Below are 26,484 nucleotides of genomic sequence, written 5' to 3'. Positions count from 1 at the left end.
TAAAGAAGTGGAGTAACCGATGTCAGAAGTTGTATTAGAGACATCAACGAAATCGGCTTCACCCAGTGTTCTGGGTGGGGCGATGATCATTGCCGGTACGGCGATTGGGGCAGGCATGCTGTCCCTGCCAGTGATGAGTGCCGGCATGTGGTTTGGCTGGTCGATGATCATCCTGGCCATCTGTTGCTTCTGCTCTTACAGCTCCGCCATGTATCTGGCGGAGGCCAATATGAACTACCGCAGTGGTGCCAGTTACGCCACCATGGCTCAGGATACTCTGGGTAAGCCCGGAGTGATTGCCTCCCTGTGCTCTGTGGGGTTCGTCAGCTACATCCTTTGTTACGCCTACATCTCCGGCGGATCGTCGGTTCTGGCCTCCAGCCTCAACGCCGGCTTTGGCTTGTCTCTGGCCAACTGGCAGGCGGGGTTGATTTTCGGCATCGTGCTCGGTGGCATTGTGTTGCTGGGTTCCCGGGCGGTAGACCGGGTCAGCACCATCATGATTGGGGCCATGGTCATCGCCTTTATCACCTCCACCGGCATGCTGGCCTCCGAAGTCAGCGCCGACAAGCTGTTTCCGGCGGCGGGTATGGCAGACACTCTGCCCTACATCTGGCTGGGCATTCCGGTGCTGGCCATCAGCTTTGGTTATCACAGCACCGTGCCGAGCATTGTGAAGCACTACAACAAGGACATCGTCAAATCCCGTTCTGCCATCCTGGTGGGCAGTGTGCTGGCCTTGTCCATCTACGCGGTGTGGCAGTTGGCGATTCTGGGGACCGTCTCCCGGGATGACTTTGGTGAAGTGGTGTCCAATGGCGGTAACGTCGGTGCGCTGATTGCGGCCGTGGGCGATGCGGTCGATGGCAACCTCATCGATACCCTGCTGAGTTTCTTCGCCAAGTTTGCCCTGGCCAGTTCCTTCCTCGGGGTGGCTCTGGGTCTGCTGGATTTCGTTAAAGATCAGTGTGGCCTGGGGGACAGCCGTCGGGATACCGCCATCGCCGGTGCCATCACCTTTTTGCCGCCAATGATTCTTGGGGTGGCCATTCCCGATGGCTTTATTGTCGCCATTGGCTATGCCTCTCTGCTGGCCAGCATCTTCGTATTGATTCTGCCTTGCGCCATTGCTTTGGTGCTGCGTCGACGTGGCCAGAGTCAGTCATTCCGGGTGGCAGGCGGCAACGGCCGTCTGTACGGAGTACTGGGCTTCGGGGTGCTGGTGATGGTATGCGAATCGTTGGCGTTGCTGGGGATGTTGCCCGCCTTCCCGTAACGGCGATGAGTCTGCACACAACCCGGCCCTGGTGCCGGGTTGTGTCGTTTTTATGGCCGTGCACGGATGACCGCGGTATCGGTATTCATGAGCTGGATCTGGCTTAAGGGCGAAAAATGGCGCTACGCTTATTTCGAGTCTTTTTAATCGGAGAGCAATACCATGGATTATGAACCGGGCAACATCAACTATCAGGGTAAGGACAGCGGTGTTCATCGTTGGCAGGTGGATGAGAAAACCACCCTGTACTGGCATCCGGACTGGCTGCACATTGCCGAAGACATGACCGGCCTGCACAAGCGCGCCGATCTGGAGTTGAAGCCCGGTGAGCAAGCCAGTGAACAGCACGCCCACGAGGCGGTGCAGAAGGTTGCCAAAACCCTTCGCGGCGAGTAAGCCGTCTGCGCGCGCCCCCGCTTCGGGGGCGCCTTGTCATGCTCCTCTGAGTTGGTGCCAGACCTCGTTCGGTGGAAAAAACATCAAAAATTCTGCAAGTTGAAACCCAGCCATGTAGGCTAAAGAGAGGGAATTGCTCTTTTGGTCTGAATCAATGGGGGGTCACTATGCAGAAGTTATTGATTGTTGCACCGGAAAAGGAACAGCAGTTTGATGCCATCAACAAGGGGCTGGAGCTAGCCCAGGCCCTGAGCGCTAAGGCCGAGGTGGTGGGCTATTGCTATGAACCTTTGTCGGTCATGGAAGGCACGCCCGAAGAGGTGGTCAATGGCATTAAGTCTGAATTGATGGCCAGCCGCAGTGCCGCTCTCAGGCACAGGGTGACCGCCCTGGGGCAGAGCGTACCGACCACGGTGCGCTGGGCCAAGGGCATCGCCGATGACATCTGTGAGCTGGTGAACAACGGCTTTACCATGGTGGTGAAGGCCTACCGGCAAAGTGACCATCTGCTGCCCACCGATTGGCACCTGATTCGTCGAACCCGGGTGCCGCTGATGCTGCTGACCGATCACCAGCCGGCTCAGGGCCAGGATGTGCTGGCGGCGTTGGATTTGGGATCCGGGAGTGAGGCCAAGCAACGGCTGAATCAGCAGGTATTGCATGCGGCCAGAGAGTTGGTTAAGGCGACTGGCGGCAAACTGCACGTGGCCTATGTGATTCGCCTGTCCAGGGTGGTTCGGGATCTGGAGATCATCGACACTCGCCACCTGCTCAAGGAGGTGTATCGCAAGCATGGGTTGCTGCTGGAGTCCCTGGCATTGCCCAAGGAGCAGATTCATGTGCAGGTGGGGGACGCCAGTGAGTGTCTGCCGCAGTTGGCGGCGACACTGGGCGTCGGCTATTTTGCCATCGGTGCCAGGCAGCGCCGGGGCTTGCTGGGATTTGTTATCGGAAATACCGCCGAAGCGATTTTGCACCGCATGCGCAGTCATCTGCTGGTGGTGCCCGGTACCGAGGGCTGAATGACGCTGAAGCAGCCATAAAAAACGGCAGCCGAGGCTGCCGTTTTTTTCAGGTCAGTTGGGCTTAGTGACAGCCACAACCGCCCTTGCCGTGATGGCCTTCGCCGCCGCACTCGCCGGTGCCGCCGCAGCATTCGTGGTCGTCGCCCTTGTCTTCACCGGAGCAACCACCGCCACAGCAACCGCCTTCGGCGTGCAGGTGACCGTGAGCGATCTCCTCTTCGGTGGCGGCGCGAACCTCAACCACTTCGACATCGAAGTTCAGGGTAACGCCAGCCAGAGGGTGGTTACCATCAACCACAACGGTGTCGTCCTTGACTTCGGTCACGGTGACCGGAGTCGGGCCCTGATCGGTTTCTGCCATAAAGCGCATGCCAGGAGCGATGTCTTCGACACCGGCAAAGGCGGCCATAGGCACTTCCTGCTTCAGGCCGTCCTGGTAAGGACCATAGGCTTGTTCAGGGGCGACGCTAACGCTCATCTTGTCGCCAGCGGCTTTGTCGTTGAGTTCCGCTTCCAAACCCGGGATCAGGTTATTGGTGCCGTGCATGTACTGCATAGGCTGGCCATCAAAGGAATCTTCGATCAGTTCACCGTCACCATCACGCAGGCGGTAGTGCATGGTTACTACGGTATTCGCAGCAATTTTCATCCGGGTCTCCAAAACAATTCGGTGTGAAAGGCCCAAATCATACGGATTTCACCGTCCCGGCACCATGATTGAGCCAACATTTTTGCCTTTGAGCCCGCTGTGGCTGGCATTTACAGTCGACAGGACTCTCGATAGGGGCGGATCTCCGGGTATTGGCCGTCGCGAATCTGTTGTTGCAGAGTCTGCCAGTAGCGGGCATCCAGCAGATCCCGGTGTTGGGCCATAAAGCTCTTGCGAATGGCTGGCCGCCCCAGAAGGAAGCGGCCGAACTCCTCCGGAAAGATGTCCTTGGGGCCGATGGAATACCAGGGTTCGGCCGCCATCTCATCTTCCGGGTAGCGGGGTTCGGGGATGACTCGAAAGTTGCAATCGGTCATGTAATCGATTTCATCGTAATCGTAGAACACCACCCGGCCGTGGCGGGTGACACCGAAATTCTTAAACAGCATGTCACCGGGAAAGATGTTGGCCGCCGCCAGTTGCTTGATGGCGTGGCCGTACTCGCCAATGGCGTGATGAATCTCCAGGTCTTCGGCACCGTCCAGAAACAGGTTGAGAGGGGTCATGCGTCGCTCGATGTACAGGTGGCGAATGATCACCCGGTCGCCATCGAGCTCCACCTCGGACGGCGCCACTTCCAGCAACTCCTCCAGCAGCGCCGGACTGAAGCGGTGGCGGGGAAAGGCAAAATTGCGAAACTCCTGAGTGTCGGCCATGCGACCGACCCGGTCGTGCTCTTTAACCAGGTTGTATTTCTGCTGCACCTCCTCCTTGTTGCTCTCCTTCGGTGGGGCAAACCGATCCTTGATCAGCTTGAACACCACGTCGTAGGAGGGCAGGGTGAAGACGCTCATCACCATCCCTTTGATCCCGGGGGCAATGACAAACTGATCACTGCTGTGATTGAGGTGGCTGAGGAAGTCCCGATAGAACTCGGTCTTGCCGTGTTTCTGCAGGCCGATGGCACTGTACAGTTCGGCCCAGGATTTGTTGGGCATCAGGTGGCGCAGGTAGCGCAGCAGCGCCGCCGGTCGATCGGTGTCGACCATGAAGTAGGCGCGGGTGAAGCTGAAAATCACCGAGCAGTCGTCCTGGCGCGTAATGGCGGCATCGATGCTGAGACCGCCGTCGCCATGGCGAATCGGCAGAATCAGCGGCGATTCACCGCGCCGACCGATGAGACGGCCAATCAGGTAGGCGCCCTTGTTGCGGTAGAACACCGGTTTCAGAAACTCGACGTCGTGGGCGTCGATGCGTTGCAGCAGGGTCGCCAGCCGTCGCTCGAGTCGAGTCAGATCGGCGTCCAGATCGGCAAATTTCAGCTGCAGCCGGGCATAGCCAATGGCCTTTCTGAATGCGGCTGTGGGGTCGTGGCGCAGGGCAAACCGATAGCACAGCAGGTGGGGGGCGAAGGGGGCACGGCGGGCGCAACTGGTGTGGATATACAGGTGTTGGTTGTCCAGGCCCCGGTGCCGGAACAGCCGGGCAAACACCGAGTTAAAGAAGGTCTCAGCCAGTTCCGCTTGTGGGTGCCCCTGCAGCAGCTGGCTGTATTCGGTCTTGGTGGCCCGCCACAATTCGGTGGAGATGGTGGGGCTGTCCAACTGCCGCATCAGCACCGCCACGGTTTCCGAGACTCGGCGGCTGTAGTAGCGTATTCGCTCTTTCTGAGCCCGCTGAACCCCATGCCAGTCGGCATTGAGAAAGCGTTCCGGTGCCCCGGCGTTGATGCGGGAAAACAGCCGGTAATGCTGGTCAAAGCCGGTTAAAATTCGATAGGCGATCCGTTTGGGCGTTCCCTGATCCATGCTGGTACTCCTGTAACCCACTCAAAGATGGCGCTGTCCATCGTCCACTCTTTAACCTAACTCATTCATTCGTTGATGACTATTCGGCTGTACTCTGCGCCAGATGGGTATTTGTGGCGATGCCATCGAGCTTAGGGCTTGCCTATGGTGAGGATTTCGCTACTCTGGCGGCAAACGCGAGGAGAGATTGTGGAACTGACTTTTATTCTGGTGGCGCCCGCCAGGGGCGAAAACGTCGGGGCGGTGGCCCGGGCGATGAAAACCATGGGCTTTGAGCGCCTGAGAGTGGTGGCCTCACAGGCCCACCTGAGTGACGAGGCCAGTTGGGTGGCCCATGGCAGTCAGGAGATTCTGAGCAATGCCACCCAGCACCAAACGCTGGCCGAGGCGGTGGCGGATCTGGATCTGGTGATCGCCAGTACTGCCCGTCGTCGTGGGGATAAGCGGCCGTTGTACGCCCCGGCCCAAGCGGTCACTCAGGTGCAGCAACTGGGAGCGGCAGTATCCCGGGTCGGGCTGGTGTTTGGCTGCGAGGAATCCGGCCTCAGCAATGCGGATCTGGCGCTGGCGGATCGCCTGACCACCATTCCGCTGGTCAATACCTATCCGTCGTTAAACCTGGCCCAGGCGGCGATGTTGTACGCCTATGAATTTTCTCAGCTGGCGCTGCCCGAGCCGCAGGGGCAGGCGGAAGTGCCACAACTGTCGGCACTGAAACGCCGGGCCATAACCCTGATGAATGACTTGAGTCTCGATGACGATGATCCACTGCGGCTGTGGCTTCAGGACACACTGGGGCTGGCGAATCAACGGGATGTGGCCATGGCCCACACCTTGATCGGCGACATCAACAAGGCGCTGAAAAAATAACCCTTGACTCAAGGGGGCCATCTGAGCCAAGTTAAAAGGACAAGTTTTAGGAGTTTATTCAGAATACTATGCTAATTCACGCAGCTCTAATCACAACCATTACTGTGATTACTGGCACCGGTACCGGTGGCGGGACGGGCTGATAGTATCTGGATAGACACCATCCGAATATTAGAAAGCCCGCTCCCTGAGCGGGCTTTCTTCGTTTCAGGGTTAGGGCATACAGGAGAGGCACGATGAAGGTGATGAAGTTTGGGGGTTCCTCCCTGGCCAATGCAGAGCGGTTTGCTCAAGTGGCACAACTGGCACGAGACAGCGTCGAAGGGTTTTCCCTGGCATTGGTGCTGTCGGCTCCTCAGGGGGTGACCAACGCCCTGGAGAAAGCGGTTCGTCAGGCGGTAGCCGGTTTTGATGACCAGTTGCTGGCACCGGTAGAGGACAAACTGAATCAGCTGAGCCAGGGAGCCGAACTGAGCCTGGATGCCCGTGAAGCACTGCAGCAACTGTGGAAACAGGAGTTGGAGCTGGTGGCGCAGAAGCTGCAGGGGGTGTCATTGCTGGGTCGCTGCCCGGATGAGGTGGTCGCCGAGGTGATGGTGGTGGGCGAACGCCTGTCGGTGCACCTGATGATGGCGCTGCTCGAGGGGGCCGGTGAGCGCTGTGCCCTGCTGGAGCCCCGTCGTTACCTGGTGGCCCGCGGTGAGGCGCTGGATGCCCAGGTGGACATCGAAGCCAGCCGTCAGCGACTGGCGTCGTTGCCGGTGGGGGAGTACCGCTTCTGGGTGATGCCTGGCTTCACCGCCTGCAACGAGCTGGGGCAGACCGTAACCCTGGGGCGTAACGGCTCCGATTACTCTGCGGCGGCACTGGCGGCCTGTTTGCACGCCGACAGTTGCGAGATCTGGACCGACGTCGACGGTGTCTACAGCGTCGATCCCCGCTTGGTGCCCGATGCCCGCCTGCTCACCGAAATGAGTTACAAGGAGGCGATGGAGCTGTCCTACTTCGGCGCCAAGGTCCTTCACCCCCGAACCATTTCTCCCATCGCTCAACATCAGATCCCCTGTCGCATTCGCAACACCCTCAATCCTCAAGCTCCGGGCACCCTGATCCATCAGGATGGCGCCGGCAGTGATGCGGTCAAGGCGGTCAGCCACTTGGCGGATCAGACCATGATCAGCGTCTCCGGCCCGGGGATGAAGGGCATGGTTGGCATGGCTTCCCGAGTGTTTGAGGCCATGAGCCTGGCGGGAGTGTCCGTGAGCCTGATCACTCAGAGCTCATCCGAGTATTCCATCTCCTTCTGCGTCGAGCAGGCGGATCAAGAGCGGGCGGTGCAGGCCCTGGAAGAGACCTTTGCCCTGGAGCTGAAGAGCGACATGCTCGATCCGCTGGAGCTGATGCCCCACCACGCCATCATTACCCTGGTGGGCGATGGCATGAAGACCCGCAAAGGGGTGGCGGCGCGGTTCTTTCGCTCCCTGGCGCAGGCCAGCATCAACATTGCCGCCATTGCTCAGGGCAGCTCCGAGCGAGCCATTTCGGCGGTGGTGGCCAATGAAGATGCGGCGGCTGCCATGCGCATCTGTCATCAGAACTTCTTCGACAGCCGGTTGTTTGTGGATGTGTTGCTGGTGGGCTGTGGTCAGGTGGGGGCCGAGTTACTGAGCCAGATTCAGCAACAGCAGCAGGTGCTCAGTGACCAGCATGTGGCCCTGCGAGTCTGTGGCATCGCCAACTCCCGCACCATGTTGCTCAATGCTCGAGGCCTGGATCTGAAGGATTGGCGCGATCAACTGGGTCGCTGTGACGAACCGATGGCGCTGCAGGCGCTGTTTGATTTTGCCCATCACGCCAAACTCACTAACCCGGTGTTGGTGGACTGCAGTGCCAGTGACGCCCTGGCGGAGCGCTATCTGGATGCCATGAACGCCGGACTGCATGTGGTGACCCCCAACAAAAAAGCCAATACCGCGTCCATGGCGTATTACCAGCAACTGCGTCAGGTGGCCCGCAAGCAGCGGCGCCAGTTCCTGTATGAAACCAATGTCGGTGCCGGTCTGCCGGTGATCGACAACCTGCAGGGGTTGATTCGGGCCGGTGATCAGCTGCACAGCTTCGGCGGCATCCTGTCTGGCTCGTTGTCCTACATCTTCGGACTGCTGGAGGAGGGGATCAGCCTGTCTCAGGCCACGGCCCAGGCTCGTGACAAGGGCTTTACCGAGCCGGATCCCCGCGAGGACCTTTCCGGCCTGGATGTGGCCAGAAAGGTATTGATCCTGGCCCGGGAAGCCGGCCTTGAGCTGGAGATGGATCAGATACAGGTGGACAGTGTGCTGCCGGCGGCGTTCGATGCCAGCGGCGATACCGACACCTTTATGGCTAACCTGCCCAAGGCCGATGCCGATGTGGCCGCCCGGGTTGCTGCCGCCCGCGCCGAAGGCAAGGTGCTGCGCTACGTGGGGGCCATCGACGATGACGGCGGCTGCAAGGTCTCGGTTCAGGCGGTGGGGCCGGAGCACCCGCTGTATGCCATCAAGGGGGGGGAAAATGCGCTGGCGTTCTACAGTCGCTACTATCAGCCGCTGCCGTTCGTACTCCGTGGCTACGGCGCCGGTACTGCGGTGACCGCCGCAGGGGTGTTTGCCGACATCCTGCGCACTCAAGCTTGGCAGAAGGAGGCGTAATATGGCCAGAATCACTGCATACGCGCCGGCTTCCATGGGCAATGTCAGCGTCGGCTTTGACCTGCTTGGGGCAGCGCTGTTGCCGGTGGACGGCAGCGTGCTGGGGGATCGGGTCAGTGTCGAGGCGGCCGCGGAGGCCAGCCTGGAATGTCGGGGCCCCTACGCCGATGTCTTGCCTGCCGATGAGCGGGACAACATCGTCTACCAGGCCATGGCCGCCTATTTCGAGGCCAGTGGCCTGGCACCGGTGCCGCTGAAGCTGACGCTGGAGAAGAACCTGCCGGTGGGCAGCGGGCTGGGTTCCAGTGCCAGTTCGGTGGTGGCGGCCTGTGCCGCCCTCAATCGCTATTTCGACGATGCCCTCGAGCCCAAGGCGCTGCTGCATCTGATGGGGCAACTGGAAGGCAAGATCTCCGGCTCGGTGCACTACGACAACGTGGCACCCAGCTACCTGGGCGGGCTGCAGCTGATGGTGGCGGACTACGCTCGCAAGCTGCCGGAATTCAGCAACTGGTATTGGGTGGTGGCCTACTCCGGCATCAGCCTGTCGACCGCCAAGATGCGGGCGTTGCTGCCAGATCAGTACGACAAGGCCACCAGCATCGCCTTTGGCCAGAATCTGGCCGCCTTCGTGGATGCCTGTTACCGGCAGGATGAGCAGCAGGCGCTGTCGGTGCTGACGGACGAACTGGCTGAGCCCTACCGGGCGCCACACATTCCCGGGTTTCTGGCGGCTAAGGCGGCGCTGGCGGATCTGGGCGCCGAGGCGGTGGGCATCTCCGGCTCCGGCCCGACCCTGTTCGCGGTGTGCCGCGACCGCCACAGTGCCGAACGGGCACACCACTACCTGAATCACTGCTACCTGGCCAATGCCCGGGGTTTTGCCCATGTGTGCCGATTGGCATCCGATGGCGTCATCTACACAAGCGAGAATTGAAATGGAACTGTATAACCTGAAACACCCGCAGCAGAAGGTCAGCTTTTCCCAGGCCGTGCGCCAGGGGCTGGGTCGTGACCGGGGGCTGTTTTTCCCGTCTCAGTTGCCTGCGTTTGATGACATTGACGCCGTGCTGGAGATGGATTTTGTCGACCGCAGCGTCGCCATTCTCAGCGCCTGGCTGGCGGACGAACTGGGCCAGGAGAATGTCGAGTCGCTGGTGCGGGACGCCTTTACCTTTGCTTGCCCCCTGGTGGCCGCCAGCGACCACCAGTATTGCCTGGAGCTGTACCATGGTCCGACCCTGGCGTTTAAGGATTTTGGGGCCCGTTTCCTGGCCCGGGCGCTGTCGCAGCTGGCCGGTGATGAGAAACTGACCATCTTAACCGCCACCTCCGGTGACACCGGCGCGGCGGTGGCCGATGCCTTCTTCGGCCTGGACAACATCGACGTGGTGATTCTCTATCCTCAGGGGCGCATCAGCCCGCTGCAGGAGAAGATGTTCTGTACCCTGGGTGGCAACATTCGTACCGTGGCGGTGCAGGGCAGCTTCGATGATTGTCAGGCGTTGGTGAAGCAGGCGTTTGAGGACGAACAACTCAAGCAGGCCATCGGTCTGAACTCCGCCAACTCCATCAACATCGCTCGGTTGCTGGCGCAGATCTGTTACTACTTCGAGGCCATCGCCCAGTTGCCCGCCGCCAAACGACGCCAGGCGGTAGTGGCAGTGCCCAGTGGCAACTTCGGCAACCTCACCGCCGGTCTGCTGGCCAAGTCCATGGGCTTGCCGGTGAAGCGCTTTATCGCCGCCACCAACAGCAACGACACCGTGCCTCGCTATCTGTGCTCCGGCCACTGGCAGGTGAACCCCACCGTGGCTACCCGCTCCAACGCCATGGACGTATCGGCACCCAATAACTGGCCCCGGGTCGAAGCGCTGTGCCGCGCCAATAGCTGGCCGCTGGCGACCATCGAGGGGGCGGCGGTGTCCGAGCGCGAGTGTGAACTGCAGCTGCAGGCGCTGCATCAGCAGGGTTATCTGTCTGAGCCCCACGCGGCCATCGCCAGCCGGGCGTTGTCTTGCTCGCTGAAGGGGGACGAGGTGGGCGTGTTCCTTGGCACCGCCCATCCGGCCAAGTTCAAAGAGTCGGTGGACGAGTTGCTGGGTCTGGAGCTGCCGTTGCCTCAGGCCCTGGCCGAGGCGGCGGTGAAGCCGCTGCTGAGTGATGCCATGGAGGCAGACTATGGTCAACTACGGAGCTATCTGCTCAAGCCCGAGTAAGGTTGAGGCTAAGATGTGAAAAGGGGCCATTTGGCCCCTTTGCTGTTGACGGTTACTGGTACTGAGACTCGAAATAGTCTTCGACGATCAGCGCCGCCGAGGTGGCATCGATGCTGTCTTTTTTCAGCCCTTTAAAGCCACGACGCTCAAACAGGTGCGCCTTGGCGTCGGTGGTGGTCAGGCGTTCATCCTGAGTCACTACTTCGATGCCGAAGCGGCCATGGAGGCGGTTGGCAAACTTGCGCGCCCTCAGGGTCATCTCCTGCTCGGAGCCGTCCATGTTCAGCGGCAGGCCGACCACGATCAGCTGTGGTTGCCACTCCTTGATGATCTTGCCGATCTCATCCCAGTTGGGAATGCCGTCGTTGGCCTTGATGCCGCACAGAGGTTGGGCGGTACCGGTAATGCTCTGGCCAATGGCCAGGCCGATGGCCTTGGTGCCGAAATCGAAGCCGAGGATGGTCTGATTCATGCGTGGCCAATCTCCCCGGACAGCTGCCAGATGTCGATGCCCAGCCGCTTGGTGGCGGTCTCCCAGCGCTGCTTATGGGGCACCTCAAACAGCAATTCGGGTTCCGCCGGAATGGTCAGCCACGAACCTTGCTGAATCTCCTGTTCCAGCTGGCCCGCTTCCCAGCCAGCGTAGCCCAGCGCCACCAGGTATTGCTCGGGGGCCTGGTCGCTGCCAAAGCTGTCGAGGACGTCCTTGGAGCAGGTAACGGTCAGCTGGTCGTTGATGCGGCGGCTGTTGGCATATTGGGTGGGGCCACTGTGAAGCACAAAGCCTCGATCCGGGGTGACCGGTCCCCCCAACAGCACCTGATTGGCCAGGTTGGTGGGCAACACGAAATCGTCCTGTTGCAGCTTCATCTTTTTCAGCAGGTCATCCAGATCCAGGCCGATGGGCTGATTGATGATCAATCCCATGGCGCCCTCTTCATCGTGCTCACACAGGTAGGTGACCGAGCGCTTAAAATACTTGTCCTGCAGCGAAGGCATGGCGATCAACAGGTGGTTTTTCAGACTGTTCATGGACTGCTCCTTAACCTCCGGCCAGTTTGACCTTGAAACCCTGCTGTTCCAGCAGCTGCTTCAACTGTTCCCGTTTATCACCCTGAATCTCGATATCGAACTCCTTGACGGCGCCGCCGACACCCAGCTTTTTCTTCAGAGTCGCGGCCAGCTTCTTGAGTTTTTTATCCTCTAAGCCTAGTCCCTTTACGATCATCATTCCTTTGCCCTTGCGGCCTTTGCGATCCAGGTGAATGCGCACCCAGCCATCGCCGGCGGGTGGGGCGGTTTTGGTTTGTTCCTGGTCGATGCGGCCGATGTCGGTGCTATATACCAGTTGCGAGTCTTGATTAGAGATCATATCTTGCGGCTTATCAGCTACGGGTCTGCCAGTTTAACAAATTCATTGCTAAAAAAGGAAAAACCTCGCCCATGTCGTTGTTCAATCGTTTGCTCTCTGCCATTGGAATGGGCTCTTGCGAGGTGGATACCTTGCTGCAAAAAGCGCAGTATTTTCCTGGCGAAACCGTGTCCGCCCGGGTTCGAATCAAGGCCGGAAACGTCGGTCAACGAATCCACGGTGTCTATTTTTCTCTGCATTGCAGTTATGAGCAGGTGGAGGAGGGACAGGCTCAAACCCTGGAGGTGGAACTGGCTCACTTTCAACTGGCGGATGCCTATAAGGTGGCGGCGGGTGAAGAGTGGGAGTTGCCCATTGAGTTTGTGCTGCCGGAGTTCACTCCGCTGACTCAGGGAAAGACCAAGGTGTGGTTGGCCACCGGGCTGGATATTCGACAGGCGGTGGACCCGAAAGATCGGGATTACCTGCAGGTGGTGCCGCAGCCGCTGGCGGCAGAGTTACTGCATAAGGTGGAACAACTGGGGTTTGAGCAAACGCTGGTTCATACCGAAGCGGTCTCCTCCATGGCCCGGGTTTCGGCTCCGTACCTGCAGATGCTTCATTACCGTCCTATCAGCGGCGAGTTCAGCGGTCGCATCGAGGAGATGGAGCTGGCCCTGGTGCCGGCCAGCGATGGCGTTTACCTGCACGCGGAGGTGACTCGCACCGGCCGGGGAATGGCCGCCGCCGTCAGCCGGATTCTGGCGGAGAGCGGTGATCGGGAGCGGCTGTTGTTGACGCCGGAGCTGGTGGCGAACCTGCCGAGGCACCTGAACCAGTTACTGCTGGACTAGCGTTCAATCCGGGTAAACTTGGCCCCCTCAAAGGTCAGGTTGTACATCAGGCCCTTGTTGGAAAAGATGAAACCGATAATCGGTTGGCGCAGGGTGTTGCTGTCAAAGGTGCCCCCGGCTCCTAAGGTGGCCAGGGCGACGCTGCCATCGACACCGGCCTTCCAGCCGCTGCTGTCCTGAAAGCCGGCCAGGGCATCGGCGGTCATGAACATCACCACCTGACTCTTAATCTGGGCGCCAATCTGCAGCCCAAATGATGCGGCAGCGGTGGAGTAGTAACTGTGGGTGCTGCCGTTGATCAGCAGCGCCCCTTCCCCATACTCGCCACCGATGCCAAACCCCGCCTTTAATACCTCTGGCATCACCAGAATGCCATGGGCTTTGCCGGCCAGCTCCTTGGCGGCCGGTGAGTCGGCGTACAGCTGTTGCAAGGCGCCGGCGACCTTGGCGTCAATTTCGGTCTTGGAGGCGGCGCTGGCGCCCAGGCTGAAGATCAGAGTCAGGCTGGCGGTCAGCCAGATCAGGAGTCGGGTCATGGTGGGCTCTCCAACGATGGTGTTGATTACTAATCGAATTCATACTGAATGGCGCCGTTTGGCGGCATCGTTGCTGTGGCCGTATCAGCAACTACAGCTTAGTGTAGTTGCAATAAGCTGAACCTGAACTTGCCGCTGAATGAGACGGGTTTAGGGAACTGGATTGAGTGTGTTAAGGTCTGTTACATAGGACAGTAATGAAACGGAGCCCTGTATGCTGAAAAAACTGAGTGCGATGCTGGCGGTCGTGGTTCTGGCGGGCTGTAGCTCGGTCAGTACAGAGTACGATTACGATGAGCAGGTGAATTTTGCCGATTACACCCGCTGGGCCTGGGTGGAAGCCAGTGCCGATACCGGTGCGGCTAAGTACCAGATGGACGGCCTGAATGACCGCCGCATTCGCAAGGCGTTGGCGGATCAACTGAGTGGTGTTGGGTTGCAGCAGGTGGCGGTCAGTGATGCCCAGGTGCTGGTGAACTACCTGACCCAGGTGGAGAAGAAGATCGATGTGGATACCTTCTACACCAACTTCGGCTATTACCCTTACTACCACGGTCGCGGCTCTTACTGGGGCACCGGCGTTCAGGCGGATACTCGGGTACGGGAGTACAAAGAGGGCACTCTGATCGTCGACATCATCGACGCCAAGAGTAAGCAGTTGCTGTGGCGTGGCAGTGGTACCGATACGGTGAAAAAGAACCTGACTCCGGAAAAACGTACCGAGCAGGTCAACAAAGTGGTGATGGCGATCCTCGAAGGCTACCCACCGGGCAAAGACAAGTAACTCCGAAAACGGGCCGCGATAATCGGCCCGTTTTTTGCTTTAAAAGTAGGCAGTATTGAACGGCAAACAAAGGAGGCCGCATGAATCCTGAGATCAGTCAGGTGCTGTTTTTTTGGTTTGGGGAGTTGGAAGCGGGGTTGCCGAAGCAGCCGAAAGGCAAGCTTTGGTTTGGTGCCGGCGAGGTGATTGACGAAGAGATTCGCACCCATTTCGGCGATCTGCATGCTCGGGCCCTGCAGGGCGAACTGGACCATTGGGCCGAGGAGCCCCGAGGACGGCTGGCGTTGATCATCCTGCTGGATCAGTTCAGCCGAAACCTGTACCGCGGCTCGTCACTGGCCTTTGCCGGAGACGAGATGGCGTTGGCTCTGTGTAAAAGCGGAATCGAGGCCGGGCAGGATCGCGCCCTGGCGTTGTCCGAGAAACAGTTCTTCTATATGCCATTGCAACACTCCGAGTCGTTGCAGGACCAAACCGATGGCGTAGCCCTGCTGACGGCGATGTGTGAAGGGCTCGAGGGAGTGGCGCTGCAGGAAGCTCAGGGCACCCTGAAGTTTCAGCAATTGCATCGGGACATCATCGAACGCTTTGGCCGCTTTCCCCATCGAAACCGGGTGCTGAAGCGGCAAAACACCGCCGCTGAATCTCTGTACCTGGCCGATGGTGGCCCCAGGTTCGGTCAGTAACCTCATGTGTGGCCGCTTTTTCAGTCAGGCCACCGGCTTTGACAGCCGCGAACAGTTGGGGATGGATGGTCTGAGCTTCCAACTGGATGCGCGCGACGACATTCGCCCCTCTCAGTTGCTGGCAGGCGTGACTCTGGACCAGGACCGGCTGCAGTTGCGGCAACTGCAGTGGGGCCTGTCTCACCCGTCGTTGTCGCGACCGGTGATCAATGCTCGCAGTGAAACTCTGGCACAGAAGCCGCTGTTCAAAGAGGCCTACGCCCACCGTCGTTGCCTGGTACCGGCTTCAGGTTGGTATGAATGGCGAACCGAAGGGGCCCGCAAGCAGCCCTATCGCTTTGCCACCGGGCGACCCCTGTTCAGTTTTGCCGGACTGTGGTGGCCGGTGACCCCCACTCGGCCACAGGGGGCGCTGGTGCTGGTGACTCAGGCTGCCACCGAATCCTTGCAGGCCTACCACCATCGAATGCCGGTGTTGGTTCGCGGCGCTGCCGCCCGCAACTGGCTGCAGCAGGGGCAGATGCCGCCGCCACTGGCGGATCCCATCTCGGTCAGTGCTTACCACCCCAAGGGCCAACCCATTCAAAGGCGGTTGTTTTAACCCAAACAGTGTTACCATGAGCTATCTTTTCTGCAGGGACGTGGAGGAAAAGATGACAATCAATTTCAAATACTTGTGTTTTGGCCTCGTATTGAGTGCCGGAGCCTGGGCGGCGGACAGAGACGAAGATGGCATCCCGGATGGTAAGGATGCCTGTCCGCGTGAGCCTGCGACTCTGGGCAGCGGCAATGGCTGCCCCTCCGACGCCGTGTCTGCCGATCGAATCCTGGTGCTGTTGTTCGACAGCCAGTCCGCACGTCTGTCGGACGCTCAGCTGCAAAAGCTGGAGCCCTGGCTGGCTAAGTGGCAAGGCCATGAGTTGCTGATCAAGGGCCACGCCGATGAGCGTGGCAGTGGCGAGGTTAACCTGGCGCTGTCCCAGGCCCGCGCCGACGAGGTGGCCAATGTGCTGGCCCTGCGTTACAGCATCAGTCGCCGCCGCCTGACCCTTCATGCCCTGGGGGAGACCGACCCCGTATCCCAATTGGAAACCGAATCCGGTTTGGCCGAGAACCGCCGCGTGGAAGTGGTGGCACGGCCAATTCGGCTGCAATTAGTCAAAGGAGAGTGATGATATGGAACAATGGTTAGAGCAGTTGCCGGCACTGGCGATGGCCTACGGGATGCGAATCCTGATAGCACTGCTGATTCTGGTGGTGGGTCGCTGGGTCAGCAAAATAGTGGCCTCGATGGTTCGCAAGATGATGGAAAGGCGCAAGGTGGAAGCCACTGCGGTTGGCTTTGTCGGTGCGCTGGTGTCCACCATTATCATGGCCTTCACCTTCATCGCCGCGTTGGCGCAGCTCGGGGTGCAGACCGCGTCGCTGGTGGCGGTATTGGGTGCCGCCGGCCTGGCGGTCGGTCTGGCATTGCAGGGGTCGTTGTCCAACTTTGCCGCCGGAGTACTGCTGGTGGTGTTCCGCCCCTGCCGGGCGGGCGATTACGTCGAGGCTGCTGGCGCTGCCGGTGTGGTTGAGGAGATCTCCATCTTCTCCACCACTCTGATTACTCCGGACAACAAGAAGATCATTGCTCCCAACGCCGCGGTGATTAACGGGGTCATCGTCAACTACAGCGCCAAGGACACTCGCCGCATCGACCTGGTGATTGGGGTGGCCTATGACGCCGACCTGCGTCAGACTCGAGAGGTGCTGAGTCAGGTGGTGGAAGCCAGTGACTACGTGCTCAAGGACCCTGCCTATCGAGTGGAGGTGTCTGAGTTGGCGGATTCCAGTGTCAACTTTGTGGTTCGTCCCTGGGTGAAGAGCGAAGACTACTGGGACGCTTATTTCCAGTTGATGGCCAACATCAAGCAGGCGCTGGATGACGCCGGCATCGGCATCCCCTTTCCGCAGATGGATCTGCATGTTCAGCAATTGCCGGAGCGGCCGCCGGCATTGTGAGGTTCGAAATCAGAATCGGGGCGCCTTGTGCGCCCCGTTTGGTTTTTATGGATTTTGTGATCTCTGCCCTTTTGTTTGGGTTCGGGGTACAATGGCGCCAGTTAAAACCCGAATAGGACTCATTCATGCTGGTTAAGATTGTACGCGAAGGATTGGGACGGGCCATTGCCCTTGGGGACATCGTTACCCGTGGCAGTAAAATGAAACGCTCCGAGGAGCAGCAGGCCCGAATTGCCGAAGAGTTGCGGTCGCTGTCTCTGTATCAGTTTTATGCTTGCCCCTTCTGCATCAAGGTGCGCCGGGCCATGCATCGCCTCAACCTGCCCATCGAAACCCGGGATGTGAATCGTCACCCGCAGTTCCGTCAGGAGCTGGAGCAAAACGCCGGTAAGGTCAAGGTGCCCTGCCTGCGCATCGATGATGCCCAGGGAAGCCAGTGGATGCTGGAGTCCGGTGACATCATTGCCTACCTGGAGCAGCGCTACGGTCAGGCGGCCTGAGCCGTCGGTGGTTGAGGGTGACCCGGCTCAATACCGGCGAAGGTAACAGGGGATCTTTGCCTCCTAAGCCATTACAATCGTCGCCCTCTTAGTCACCGAACCCTGAATATGTCTCACTCTGATCGCTTTACGCGCCTGAGCCAACTGCTGGCGGAGCTTAAACCCTATTGGCAATTTGTGCCCTTCGATTGCCTGGAACTGCCTTGGCAGGAGCCGGCATTGTGTCAATGGTTGCAGCAGCACTCGTTGTCGGAGTTAACGGCGCTGCGTCAGGATGCCGCGCAGTTGCAGGCTCAGCTATCGCCGGTGCTACCCTGGCTGGCGGAACTGACCGAGCTGGCTGAGGCCAACCCGGTTCAAGGGGCTGCCCAGGCCTATCCGGCCCGTCTCGACTGGCAGATCCCCGGTCGCAAGTGGCAGCAGATCACCGCGTTTTCCGATGCCTTGGCCGAACGTCACCGGCCGTGGCTGGAGTGGTGTGCCGGCAAGGGCCATCTTGGCCGCGCCCTGGCCGCCACCAGCGATCAGCCTGTGGTCAGCCTGGAGTGGCAAGCCGGTCTGTGTGAAGAGGGCCAGGCGCTGGCGACCCGGTTTGGTTTGCCGATGACCTTCGTTAATGGCGACGCCTTTGACGACTCGGCGGCCAACCATCTTAAGCAACACCAGCATGCGGTGGCGCTGCACGCCTGCGGCGATCTTCATGTGGCATTGTTGCGCCACGGAGCCAGGGCCGGAACCGAAGCCATCTCCTTCTCCCCCTGCTGTTATCACCTGATCCGCAGCGATCGTTATCGGCCGTTATCGCAAGCGGCCCAGGCGCGGGATCTGAACCTGAGTAAGCTGGATCTGAAAATGCCGTTGCAGGAAACCGTCACCGCCCCGGGGCATGTAAAGCGCCAGCGGCAGCTGGAGCTGAGTTATCGCCTCGGCTTTGATTGCCTGCAGCGTCAGTTGACGGGCCAGGACCAATACCTGCCATTGCCCAACGTGCCCAAGTCGCTGCTCGGAGAGGGGTTTGAGGCGTTTTGCCAGTGGGCGGCGCAGCGCAAAGGGCTGGTGTTGCCTATGGAGGGGCCTGAGCTCGAGCCTTATCTGAGCCAGGGGCAGTCACGGCTGCCTGTGCTGGAGCAGATGGAGACGGTGCGTCAGCTGTTCCGCCGTCCCCTGGAGCTGTGGCTGGTGTTGGATCGGGTCTGTTTCCTGGAAGAGCAGGGCTATGAGGTGGACATCAGCACCTTCTGCGACAGGCAGATGACCCCAAGAAACCTATTGGTGCGGGCAACAAAGTCGGGCTGAGTCGAGCGCGGATCATTGAGCAAAAAAAAGCCGGCCCAGAGGGGCCGGCTTGGAGTGTTAACTCTTAAGGGTTAAGCACTGGCAACTGCAAGAATGCGGGGCGCAGAGCTTCGTACTTCTTGGTAGCCCACAAGTGAAGAACCTCGGGCTCGTAGTCAAAGACATCGATGTAGTTCTTCAGTTTGTCATCGGCGCGGCAGAAGGCAAGGTTGCCTCCATATACACCGGACCACTGGGACAGCATAGTAACGCGGTCGTCTGCTAGGTTATCCATGGCGGCACTGGCCAAGCGTAGACCACCATTGGTGTTGCACTTGCGAGTTAGGCGCTGCTCGTCGCTTTCGCCATCAACCAGGACCCGGTAACAGGTGCTGCCATTTTCCTTGTAAGACTGGAATCTGGCTGGGGTGATTACGGCACCAGTCCATGTAGTTCGTCCGGCAATTGCGTCCAGGCCATCTTCTTTCAAAGCGGTCAAGGCGTCGCTGTCACCAACTGCGACAACAGACGCTTCCGCTGTGCTTTGGGTGTCCTTAAACATGGTTCTCATGGCAGTTTCAAGCTCGGACGGCAGCCCGTCATTCAGGTACTGCTCTTTAGGTTCAAGTTCACCATAGAGGGCACGACGAGCCATCGCTTTAGCCAGCTCATTACGACGTGGAATGATCACGTACTTCTTCGCTTTCCAGGAGAAGCTGATGGTATTGGAGTCGTCAATGGCAGGAGATGCCTGATAGATGCCCAGGGATTCAACCAGGTGCTCGGCACTGTCGTTGATGCCCAGGCCAGGCATGCGGCCATAGTCACTCAGGTTCTTCAGCAGAGCATTGAATGCTGGAGTCGGTACATCCGGCATGGATGGGTCGAACCAGTGTTGCAGCTCATCACCAGCGGTCAGGCGGAAGAAGCGCTTCATGGGCCACAGGTAGGAGGGCGAGTTGTCCATCAGCTTGGTGAGCTTAGGCACATAGCGCTGAACGGTTTCAACGGTTTTGCCATCTTTATCAATAAACTTGGGTGGATGGAACTGCTCGGCACCAGTCAGGTAAGACAGGTGGTTGTAGATCAGCTGAGCATAAGAATCACGGGAGTCATAGTCGATATCCAGCAGTGCCAGGCTGGAGTTCTCTGTATCCACATAGGGGCTGTCACGACGGACCAGCATCTGGGCGGCCAGCAACTTGTCAGGCCAGGTACCCAGCAGATCAACAGAGGTCACAGAGCTCTGGTGAGGGTTGTTGGCCTGCAGGCTGGCTTCAATACGACCATCTTTGGTTTCGGAGCGCACCTTAATGGGGTTGCTTTCACCCTCGAGGGCAGTCACCAGTTCAGGATCAAAACAGCTGGTAGGAATGTCGCGGTTCTTGGAGACAGCGGGGTGGCCACGGTAGTCCTTCCACAGATCTGACAGAGTCCGGAAGGTCACCCGGTTTTCTACGCCAGTGGCAATCTCTTCGATCTCACACACCTTGTCGGTTTCAGTCATCACATCGATGAAGAACTGGGCCGCAGTTCGAGACGCCTCATAGGTGGTGCAGAGGTTCTTCAGCCCAGGAGACAGGGTGTCGAAGTCCTTCCAACGGCAGCTGGCGTTGTAGATCTGTTTCATGGACTGACCCTGGGAGTTACGCTCTTCACTGATGCCCAGATAACGTGCAAACAGATAGTCGATCTCTTCTACGTTTTCAATAACATCACGAATCTGCAGGAACTGATCCCAGCGGCTGAGGAAATAGTTGTACTGGTGGAACTGATGGAAACTTTGACGACCATTACGCTTGTTCATGGTGTCATAGCTGTCGTGGTAACGCTGGATTCGAAACTCGGTTATCTCATTGATATCTGTACCTTCGTCAAAGCGGTTACACAGCACTGAGGTGGTGGTGTGCTCGTCGGTACAGTAGTTAAATTGAGCCAGTTTCAGAGTCTGGTTATCGCCGAGCTCCAGATCTTTGACCTGGTCCGTTTCCATGTAGTTGTCCCGCATATGCTGAACAATACCGGTTGGGTAGGCGTTGAAGTCCTTAGCCAGGTTGGCATCCAGGTCTGCTACAGAGAGGTATTTCTTCTCAGTTTTTACTTCTGGAAGGCCGGTCTCTTCGTTGTCGACAGTGGTAGCCAGTTCAGTCTCTACCTGACGGCCATAGCCAAAGCGCAGGGTTGCGATGTCGTACTTACCATAGGTAGGCAGTTCATCGAAAACGGAGCCCGCATAGTCCATGATGGAGCTGTAAGCGGGGACTTTGTCCATGCCCTTGGCCTTGGCTTCCTCTTCAGAGTAGAAGTTGGCCTTATCTACGGAGCCCATAAAGTTATGGCGCAGACCCAGGTTGTGACCCAGCTCGTGAACCAGGGTGGAGCGGAACATGTGCTCGGCAATGGCGTCGCTGACTTCGGTCTGCTGTGCGGAAGTCAGATCGTCCCAGGCTTTCAGCTGAGTGTTCTCTTCGTTGGCAAAGTAGCCACCTTCCAGGTAGTTGATGCCCTTGATCAGGCCTTTCTGTTGGGTGCTCAGCCACATAAACTCGACGGCAAAAGCGTTTTGCTCGGAGAGTTTCTGCAGACGCTCTTGATGCTTGTTAAAGGATTGAGTGGCCAGATCCGGATTGGCAGTGTTCCAGTCATGCTTGTGCTCGTGCAGGTGCAGGCCGTGATCATCACCTCGATTCAGAAGCTGCTCGATCTCATCTGTGCTAACACTGCGCACCACTACGTCATCACCAATCTTAGGCGCTACGATCTCTGGAGTGATCCCTGAGGTATCGGTTCCGCCCTCTGAAGTCTCTGGCTCTGGCTTGTACTCATCAGGACGGACAATCTCCTGGCGGTTGTAGCGCATCACCAACTGGGTCCATACAGAGCGAGTGGCACTGCGGATTACACCGGCGTACTGGTTGACGTGGGCGTGAACAATTTCGCCGGTCAGCGGGTTGGTGGCGGATGGGCCGTAACCCAGCAGACCGTTGTCCACCGGGTCGGTGATCAGGTTCAGCACGTTGTAGCGCAGATCGCCTGTGTGGATACCAGCCTTGCTGTTAGGGTTAACGATGCGGATGGGTGGCACACCGGTACCTTCCAGCGACTTATTGATGTCAGTAATGCTCTCCATGGTAACGCGCTTGTACAGCTCGTTGCCCTCTTCGTGGTAGTTGTCACTCAGGTAGTAGTCGATGCTGTCCTGGTTAGGCGCGAAGCGGTTCAGCAAGCTGTAAACGCTGCCCTGAACATTGGTCTCGCCGGTGTCGGTACGCTGCTCTTTGGCGTCGTTGAAAAAACCGTAGTAGGCGCGATCCCGACCCTGATAGTAGACTGGCTGGTAATCCGGGGTGATCAGCTTGTCCAGCTTCACCAGGGAGTAGAAGAAGCGGGTCTTGAAAGACAGATTTTCTAAGTCGTAGCCAAACTCATACTGATCTTCAGGATCGGCGGTAAAGGTACGCTCAACTTCAATGTTGATAACGCCTTTTTCTGGATCGTATTCGTAGGAAATCAGGCGCGGGTCAGCGGACTCTTCCACATTGCTGGAGGTGTACCAGGTCAGGCTGTCCTGGGCTAAAGCCTTAACTTGTGAGTATTTTGGAACGAAGTGGGTTTTTTCGTCCCACTCGACGTTTTCGTCCTCGTTGACCTCTTCCTTGTTGGTGCACTCATCATAGGCGTTGAGGGCACAGCGATAGCTTCGGAACTTTCCGGGAATCTTCAGCACCGGGGCAAGGTTGATGTCGTCACCCCAGCGGCTTTTGCCATCCATGGTCAGCTTATCGCGATCCACCTCTTCGGCGTAGATACCATTGTCTTCATCGAAACGTAGGGTGACCAGTTTTGGGTCGCCCTGGAAGAAGCCACGCTGAGTCATCGCGTAGCGAGGGGCGGCGCCGGTGGAGGGCATAAACAGCCACAGTGATTCGGTATCCAGAGAGGCGGTGGTGATCTCTTCCGCCGGTCGTTCATAGACGTCATAGGGCCGCTCTTCGGTGCCACAGCCCGCCAATGCGGCACTGATGGCGACGGCAATCGCTATCCTTTTAAACATGAGTGAGTTCCTGTTCATTTAAAACTGGTAGTTGGCGACGAAATAAAAGTTCATTTTGTCCAAGTCGATCAGATCGTGAATTGGATTCGTGCCGCGTGCTTGGTTGTAATAGGTAATGCCATTGGTCATACCTAAAGCGAGGTCGATGTTGTCGGATAACTGATAACCGAACTCTTCCCCGTGAATCAGGTCAGGGTAGAAATCTCCACCGTCGTAATTCCAGCTCTGGCGAACGATAATGTAAGCACTGAAATTGAATCGTTTTGCAAAAAAGTAATCCATGGTGATTAAGTCGCTGAGTTGATATTCGGTCATCGGCTGACCACCCGCGCTTTCGTATTCATGGAAGTTCTTTCTTAGCCTTATATTGTTGCCTATATAAAGCCCCTTTACGTATTCGCTGAGATCGAAACTGAATCGCACTCCACCCCGCACAGAAAACTCCAGATCCTGCCGTTGCGACAGCCTGGAAGTGGGGAATATAGCCCGCAGTTCGGTGCTCATTGTTACGCTATCTGTCGGATTCCATACATTATTTTCTGACCATGACAGGGAGGTGTCATTCCAGAAGTCACCCTGGCTGCCGTAGTCGTCACCGTCGTCTGAATGATAGCCGGAGATTACCGCCTGGAGCCGAGAGTCTTTATTAAGCGCGTATCTAATAATGGCGGTTCCAGAATATATCCGCTCAGATAGATATGCGTTTGCGCTGTATTTGTTTTGTGTGTAGTCGAAGCTAATAAAGCCAGACCAGCGGCTTTTCTCAGGGGTAACCCACCGGTCCTGAATATTTTCGGCATGCACCAAAAAAGACGCAGCCCATAAAATGGGAGCGACTAAAAGTAAGCCAGTTCTCATTGTGTTTACCTTTTTTAGGCCTATTACAATTATATTTTTGTAAATTAGTCGGCTCTAAAGTTTCGCCATGAAGTTAATATTGGACGCGAAACGCTATCACCAATGAATCATTTAGGCAAAGGTAAACAAGAAAAAGAAATACAATCAGGTAATAAAATGAAAACAATTGTTGCGAAGTGAGATCTGGCTCTCATTGTCTTCGAATTGTCCTCAGTCGTCATTAAGGGGCAATGGTTTATGCCAAGGGCGGCGGCAGCGCAGACGGGGAAGTGATTATTAGGGGGTGCGGTTGCTTGAGTGAGATTCAGCCATGGCAAAGTCGTCTTTGCCGTCCTATTTCATTCGTACCTTGCCGCCGATCATCTTAAACGCCGGGGTCCCCCGGATCAGGGTGTCTCGGGCAAAAGTAGCGCCGCAGCCCGGGCACACACAGGGCGTGACCGTGTAGTCCTCGCTGATGCGCTCTTTAAAGCACTTTACCAGGGCACCATTGCCGCCCTTTTTGTAGCGGTACAGCTTGTGGTTGCAGTTGCTGCACACCACGTCGACCGAGCGACCCGGGGCCTTTTTGTTGGGTTTGGCCATGGTCGGCGCTCCTACAGAGACGGGGGCTCAGTCTGCCAGAGTGGCGCTGACGGCAAAATTGACCGAGCGGGGAGGCTGGCCTAATTCGATGGCGCCCTTGTCGCCAGACAGCACGGTAATGGCTGGCATTAACAGTTGGTTGGTGTTGTTGCCCGCGCCCTGGGTCAGGATGGCGTCGACGGTAATGATGTCTTCGGCCTGTTCTGCATCGGTACTGGGGCGAATGGAGAGTTGGTAGTCGCCCAGTGGGTAATGGGCCCACTCGTTGGTTTCGGGGCTGACCTTTAGGGTCATAGGGTCGCTGCCTGGCAGGGACAGCTCGATGCTGAGATCAACGGTGGCGGCAGATGCCTGAGCGGCCAGGGCGGCCAGCATCAGGGCAAACAAGGGTTTCATTTCGACTCCCGGCTGGTAACGCTGTTGACGTCAGGGTGAGCAACAGCGAACAAAGATGGCCGGAATGTTAGCAAAAAAAGGCCCGTGGGAGTATAGGCCAAGCGGCTGAATTAACTGAATCTTTATGCAAGCCCTCGAGGGGTTACAAAATTCGTTGTTGCAGGTACTGTTGGCGGCGCTGCTGCTCCGCTTCGGCGGCCATCCTGGCTTTGCGCTTGTCGCAGGGCTCGGGGCAGTCGCAGGCTTTGTCGATGCCGACTCCGGCCAGGCCACCGCAGGATCCCGCAATGGATTTGCGCCGAAACAGGTACCCCACCGACATGATCAGAATCACCAGCAACATCAGACAAAAGGTGGCAATAAAGGCCGTCATAACTGCTCCTTAACAGACAAAGGGGCAGCCGAAAAGGCTGCCCACGAAGATCAATCGCCGAAGTCATCCAGCAGGATATTCTCATCCTCGACACCCAGCTCTTTAAGCATGGTGATCACCGAGGAGTTCATGATTGGCGGTCCACACATGTAGAATTCACAATCCTCGGGGGCTTTGTGGTTCTTCAGGTAGTTTTCCAGCAGCACAGTATGAATGAAGCCGGTGTAGCCGTCCCAGTTATCGGTCGGCAGCGGATCCGACAGCGCCACATGCCACTCGAAGTTGTCGTTTTCGGCCGCCAGGGTATCGAAATCCTCCTGATAGAAGATCTCCCGAGTGGAGCGGGCACCGTACCAGAAGCTCATTTTGCGCTTGGTGTGCTTGCCCTTGAGTTGATCGAAGATGTGCGAGCGCATCGGTGCCATACCGGCGCCGCCGCCGATGAAGATCATCTCTGCATCGCTGTCCTCTTTCACGAAGAACTCGCCAAAGGGTCCGGAGATGGTGACCTTGTCGCCGGCCTTGAGGTTAAAGATGAACGACGACATCTTGCCCGGAGGCAGGTCGTTGCTCGGCGGCGTAGCGATGCGCACGTTGAGCATGATCAGGCCTTTCTCATCCGGGTAGTTGGCCATGGAGTAGGCTCGCAGTACGTCTTCGTCGACCCGAGACTCCAGCTCGAACAGGTTGTACTTGTCCCAGTCATCACGGTACTCATCCGGAATGTCGAAATCGCTGTACTTGACGTGGTGCGCCGGGGCTTCAATCTGAATGTAGCCACCGGCTTTAAATGGCACCTCTTCCCCTTCCGGAATCTTCAGACGCAGCTCTTTGATGAAGGTGGCGGTGTTGTCGTTGGAGACCACCTCGCACTCCCACTTCTTAACGCCGAAGATCTCCTCCTCCAGCTCCAGCTCCATGTCGCCTTTCACGGCCACCTGGCAGGCGAGACGACAGCCCTCTTTGGCCTCTTTCTTGGTGATGTGATCGCGTTCGGTGGGCAGAATCTCACCACCGCCACTTTTCACGTGCACCCGGCATTGACCACAGGTACCGCCGCCGCCACAGGCGGAGGGGATAAAGATGTCCTGGCCCGCCAAGGCGCCCAGCAGTTTATCGCCGGCAGGGGTGGTGACGGTTTTGTCCGGATCGTCGTTGATGCCGATGGTGACGTCGCCACTGGCGACCAGTTTGCTTTTGGCGAACAGAATCACCGCGACCAGCAGGCACACCACCACGGTGAACATGCTGATGCCGATTGCCATTTCCATTGCGTTACCTTCTTAATCTGGTGATTC

27 protein-coding genes are annotated in these 26,484 nt (G+C 57.9%); 15 read left to right on the top strand and 12 right to left on the bottom strand.

Annotation, left to right across the window (positions count from 1 at the left end; all coding sequences use genetic code 11):
- Positions 1-19: 19 nt before the first annotated feature.
- The 3 genes from H598_RS0116475 (at position 20) to H598_RS0116465 (ending at position 2,694) form a co-directional block, all read left to right on the top strand.
- Positions 20-1,276: an amino acid permease gene (locus tag H598_RS0116475; protein WP_028113975.1), complete on the top strand. Its 1,257-nt coding sequence runs from the start codon at positions 20-22 to the stop codon at positions 1,274-1,276.
- A gap of 162 nt (positions 1,277-1,438) precedes the next feature.
- Complete coding sequence (locus H598_RS0116470) at positions 1,439-1,672, top strand: hypothetical protein (protein ID WP_028113974.1); 234 nt, start codon at positions 1,439-1,441, stop codon at positions 1,670-1,672.
- Positions 1,673-1,839: 167 nt separating this feature from the next.
- Positions 1,840-2,694 (top strand): universal stress protein, encoded by an 855-nt coding sequence (locus tag H598_RS0116465; protein WP_028113973.1) that lies wholly within the window; start codon positions 1,840-1,842, stop codon positions 2,692-2,694.
- 64 nt (positions 2,695-2,758) lie between these two features.
- Here the strand turns inward: H598_RS0116465 and slyD are convergent, their stop codons facing one another.
- Both slyD and aceK read right to left on the bottom strand, forming a co-directional pair.
- The gene (gene slyD, locus H598_RS24745) at positions 2,759-3,346 is read right to left on the bottom strand and encodes a peptidylprolyl isomerase (protein WP_035416051.1); all 588 of its coding nucleotides are present in this window, start codon (positions 3,344-3,346) and stop codon (positions 2,759-2,761) included.
- A 110-nt stretch (positions 3,347-3,456) separates the two neighbouring features.
- Positions 3,457-5,154 (bottom strand): bifunctional isocitrate dehydrogenase kinase/phosphatase, encoded by a 1,698-nt coding sequence (gene aceK, locus H598_RS0116455; protein ID WP_028113972.1) that lies wholly within the window; start codon positions 5,152-5,154, stop codon positions 3,457-3,459.
- Between the two features lie 189 nt (positions 5,155-5,343).
- Here aceK and H598_RS0116450 point away from each other — a divergent pair, with 189 nt between their 5' ends.
- The 4 genes from H598_RS0116450 to thrC all read left to right on the top strand — a co-directional run bounded on the left by H598_RS0116450 (position 5,344) and on the right by thrC (position 10,930).
- On the top strand, positions 5,344-6,024 hold the full coding sequence (locus H598_RS0116450) for a tRNA/rRNA methyltransferase (RefSeq protein ID WP_028113971.1): 681 nt from the start codon (positions 5,344-5,346) through the stop codon (positions 6,022-6,024).
- 236 nt (positions 6,025-6,260) lie between these two features.
- Positions 6,261-8,711 carry a bifunctional aspartate kinase/homoserine dehydrogenase I gene (gene thrA, locus H598_RS0116445; RefSeq protein ID WP_028113970.1) on the top strand — a complete coding sequence of 817 codons (2,451 nt, stop codon included), beginning with the start codon at positions 6,261-6,263 and terminating at the stop codon, positions 8,709-8,711.
- Between the two features lies 1 nt (position 8,712).
- Entirely contained in the window at positions 8,713-9,648 is a 936-nt protein-coding gene (thrB, locus tag H598_RS0116440; RefSeq protein ID WP_028113969.1) for a homoserine kinase, read from the top strand.
- Position 9,649: 1 nt separating this feature from the next.
- Entirely contained in the window at positions 9,650-10,930 is a 1,281-nt protein-coding gene (thrC, locus tag H598_RS0116435) for a threonine synthase (protein ID WP_028113968.1), read from the top strand.
- Positions 10,931-10,982: 52 nt separating this feature from the next.
- On the opposite strand, the gene ruvX is transcribed toward thrC, so the two are convergent.
- From ruvX to yciH, 3 genes are read right to left on the bottom strand one after another with little or no spacing between them, the layout of a single operon-like run.
- Entirely contained in the window at positions 10,983-11,402 is a 420-nt protein-coding gene (ruvX, locus tag H598_RS0116430) for a Holliday junction resolvase RuvX (RefSeq protein ID WP_028113967.1), read from the bottom strand.
- Positions 11,399-11,962, bottom strand: coding sequence for a YqgE/AlgH family protein (locus tag H598_RS0116425; RefSeq protein WP_028113966.1), 564 nt, complete (start codon positions 11,960-11,962; stop codon positions 11,399-11,401). The genes ruvX and H598_RS0116425 overlap by 4 nt, the downstream gene beginning before the upstream one ends.
- Before the next feature lie 10 nt (positions 11,963-11,972).
- On the bottom strand, positions 11,973-12,302 hold the full coding sequence (yciH, locus tag H598_RS0116420) for a stress response translation initiation inhibitor YciH (protein ID WP_176819219.1): 330 nt from the start codon (positions 12,300-12,302) through the stop codon (positions 11,973-11,975).
- A gap of 71 nt (positions 12,303-12,373) precedes the next feature.
- Here yciH and H598_RS0116415 point away from each other — a divergent pair, with 71 nt between their 5' ends.
- Positions 12,374-13,135 carry a sporulation protein gene (locus H598_RS0116415; RefSeq protein ID WP_028113964.1) on the top strand — a complete coding sequence of 254 codons (762 nt, stop codon included), beginning with the start codon at positions 12,374-12,376 and terminating at the stop codon, positions 13,133-13,135.
- Here the strand turns inward: H598_RS0116415 and H598_RS0116410 are convergent.
- Positions 13,132-13,671, bottom strand: a complete 540-nt coding sequence (locus tag H598_RS0116410; RefSeq protein ID WP_028113963.1) for a BPSL1445 family SYLF domain-containing lipoprotein — start codon at positions 13,669-13,671, stop codon at positions 13,132-13,134. The genes H598_RS0116415 and H598_RS0116410 overlap by 4 nt on opposite strands.
- A 214-nt stretch (positions 13,672-13,885) precedes the next feature.
- Here H598_RS0116410 and H598_RS0116405 point away from each other — a divergent pair, with 214 nt between their 5' ends.
- The 7 genes from H598_RS0116405 (at position 13,886) to H598_RS0116375 (ending at position 18,941) form a co-directional block, all read left to right on the top strand.
- Positions 13,886-14,455, top strand: a complete 570-nt coding sequence (locus H598_RS0116405; RefSeq protein WP_211227315.1) for a DUF4136 domain-containing protein — start codon at positions 13,886-13,888, stop codon at positions 14,453-14,455.
- An 80-nt stretch (positions 14,456-14,535) separates the two neighbouring features.
- On the top strand, positions 14,536-15,141 hold the full coding sequence (locus H598_RS0116400; RefSeq protein WP_028113961.1) for a DUF924 family protein: 606 nt from the start codon (positions 14,536-14,538) through the stop codon (positions 15,139-15,141).
- Between the two features lie 4 nt (positions 15,142-15,145).
- A complete protein-coding gene (locus tag H598_RS24740; RefSeq protein ID WP_169629304.1) occupies positions 15,146-15,742 on the top strand; it encodes an SOS response-associated peptidase in 597 nt (198 codons plus the stop codon).
- A 52-nt stretch (positions 15,743-15,794) separates the two neighbouring features.
- On the top strand, positions 15,795-16,313 hold the full coding sequence (locus H598_RS24735; RefSeq protein ID WP_051252799.1) for an OmpA family protein: 519 nt from the start codon (positions 15,795-15,797) through the stop codon (positions 16,311-16,313).
- A 4-nt stretch (positions 16,314-16,317) separates the two neighbouring features.
- Positions 16,318-17,145 carry a mechanosensitive ion channel family protein gene (locus H598_RS0116385; protein WP_028113960.1) on the top strand — a complete coding sequence of 276 codons (828 nt, stop codon included), beginning with the start codon at positions 16,318-16,320 and terminating at the stop codon, positions 17,143-17,145.
- Positions 17,146-17,270: 125 nt separating this feature from the next.
- Positions 17,271-17,645, top strand: coding sequence for a glutathione S-transferase N-terminal domain-containing protein (locus H598_RS0116380; protein WP_028113959.1), 375 nt, complete (start codon positions 17,271-17,273; stop codon positions 17,643-17,645).
- Between the two features lie 108 nt (positions 17,646-17,753).
- The gene (locus tag H598_RS0116375; protein ID WP_028113958.1) at positions 17,754-18,941 is read left to right on the top strand and encodes a methyltransferase; all 1,188 of its coding nucleotides are present in this window, start codon (positions 17,754-17,756) and stop codon (positions 18,939-18,941) included.
- A gap of 64 nt (positions 18,942-19,005) precedes the next feature.
- On the opposite strand, the gene H598_RS0116370 is transcribed toward H598_RS0116375, so the two are convergent.
- From H598_RS0116370 to nqrF, 6 genes are all read right to left on the bottom strand, one after another.
- On the bottom strand, positions 19,006-22,974 hold the full coding sequence (locus H598_RS0116370) for a zinc-dependent metalloprotease (RefSeq protein WP_028113957.1): 3,969 nt from the start codon (positions 22,972-22,974) through the stop codon (positions 19,006-19,008).
- An 18-nt stretch (positions 22,975-22,992) separates the two neighbouring features.
- Positions 22,993-23,832, bottom strand: coding sequence for a hypothetical protein (locus H598_RS0116365; RefSeq protein WP_028113956.1), 840 nt, complete (start codon positions 23,830-23,832; stop codon positions 22,993-22,995).
- A gap of 333 nt (positions 23,833-24,165) precedes the next feature.
- Entirely contained in the window at positions 24,166-24,417 is a 252-nt protein-coding gene (locus H598_RS0116360; RefSeq protein WP_028113955.1) for a hypothetical protein, read from the bottom strand.
- A gap of 27 nt (positions 24,418-24,444) precedes the next feature.
- Positions 24,445-24,813 carry a hypothetical protein gene (locus H598_RS0116355; protein WP_028113954.1) on the bottom strand — a complete coding sequence of 123 codons (369 nt, stop codon included), beginning with the start codon at positions 24,811-24,813 and terminating at the stop codon, positions 24,445-24,447.
- A 142-nt stretch (positions 24,814-24,955) separates the two neighbouring features.
- A complete protein-coding gene (gene nqrM / locus H598_RS0116350; RefSeq protein WP_028113953.1) occupies positions 24,956-25,186 on the bottom strand; it encodes a (Na+)-NQR maturation NqrM in 231 nt (76 codons plus the stop codon).
- Positions 25,187-25,236: 50 nt separating this feature from the next.
- Positions 25,237-26,457 carry an NADH:ubiquinone reductase (Na(+)-transporting) subunit F gene (gene nqrF / locus H598_RS0116345; protein WP_028113952.1) on the bottom strand — a complete coding sequence of 407 codons (1,221 nt, stop codon included), beginning with the start codon at positions 26,455-26,457 and terminating at the stop codon, positions 25,237-25,239.
- Positions 26,458-26,484: the final 27 nt, after the last annotated feature.

This window comes from Ferrimonas kyonanensis DSM 18153, assembly GCF_000425405.1.
Classification (GTDB): domain Bacteria; phylum Pseudomonadota; class Gammaproteobacteria; order Enterobacterales; family Shewanellaceae; genus Ferrimonas; species Ferrimonas kyonanensis.
Note: the sequence above shows the minus strand (reverse complement) of the source record. Positions and strands in the feature narration are given on the sequence as shown.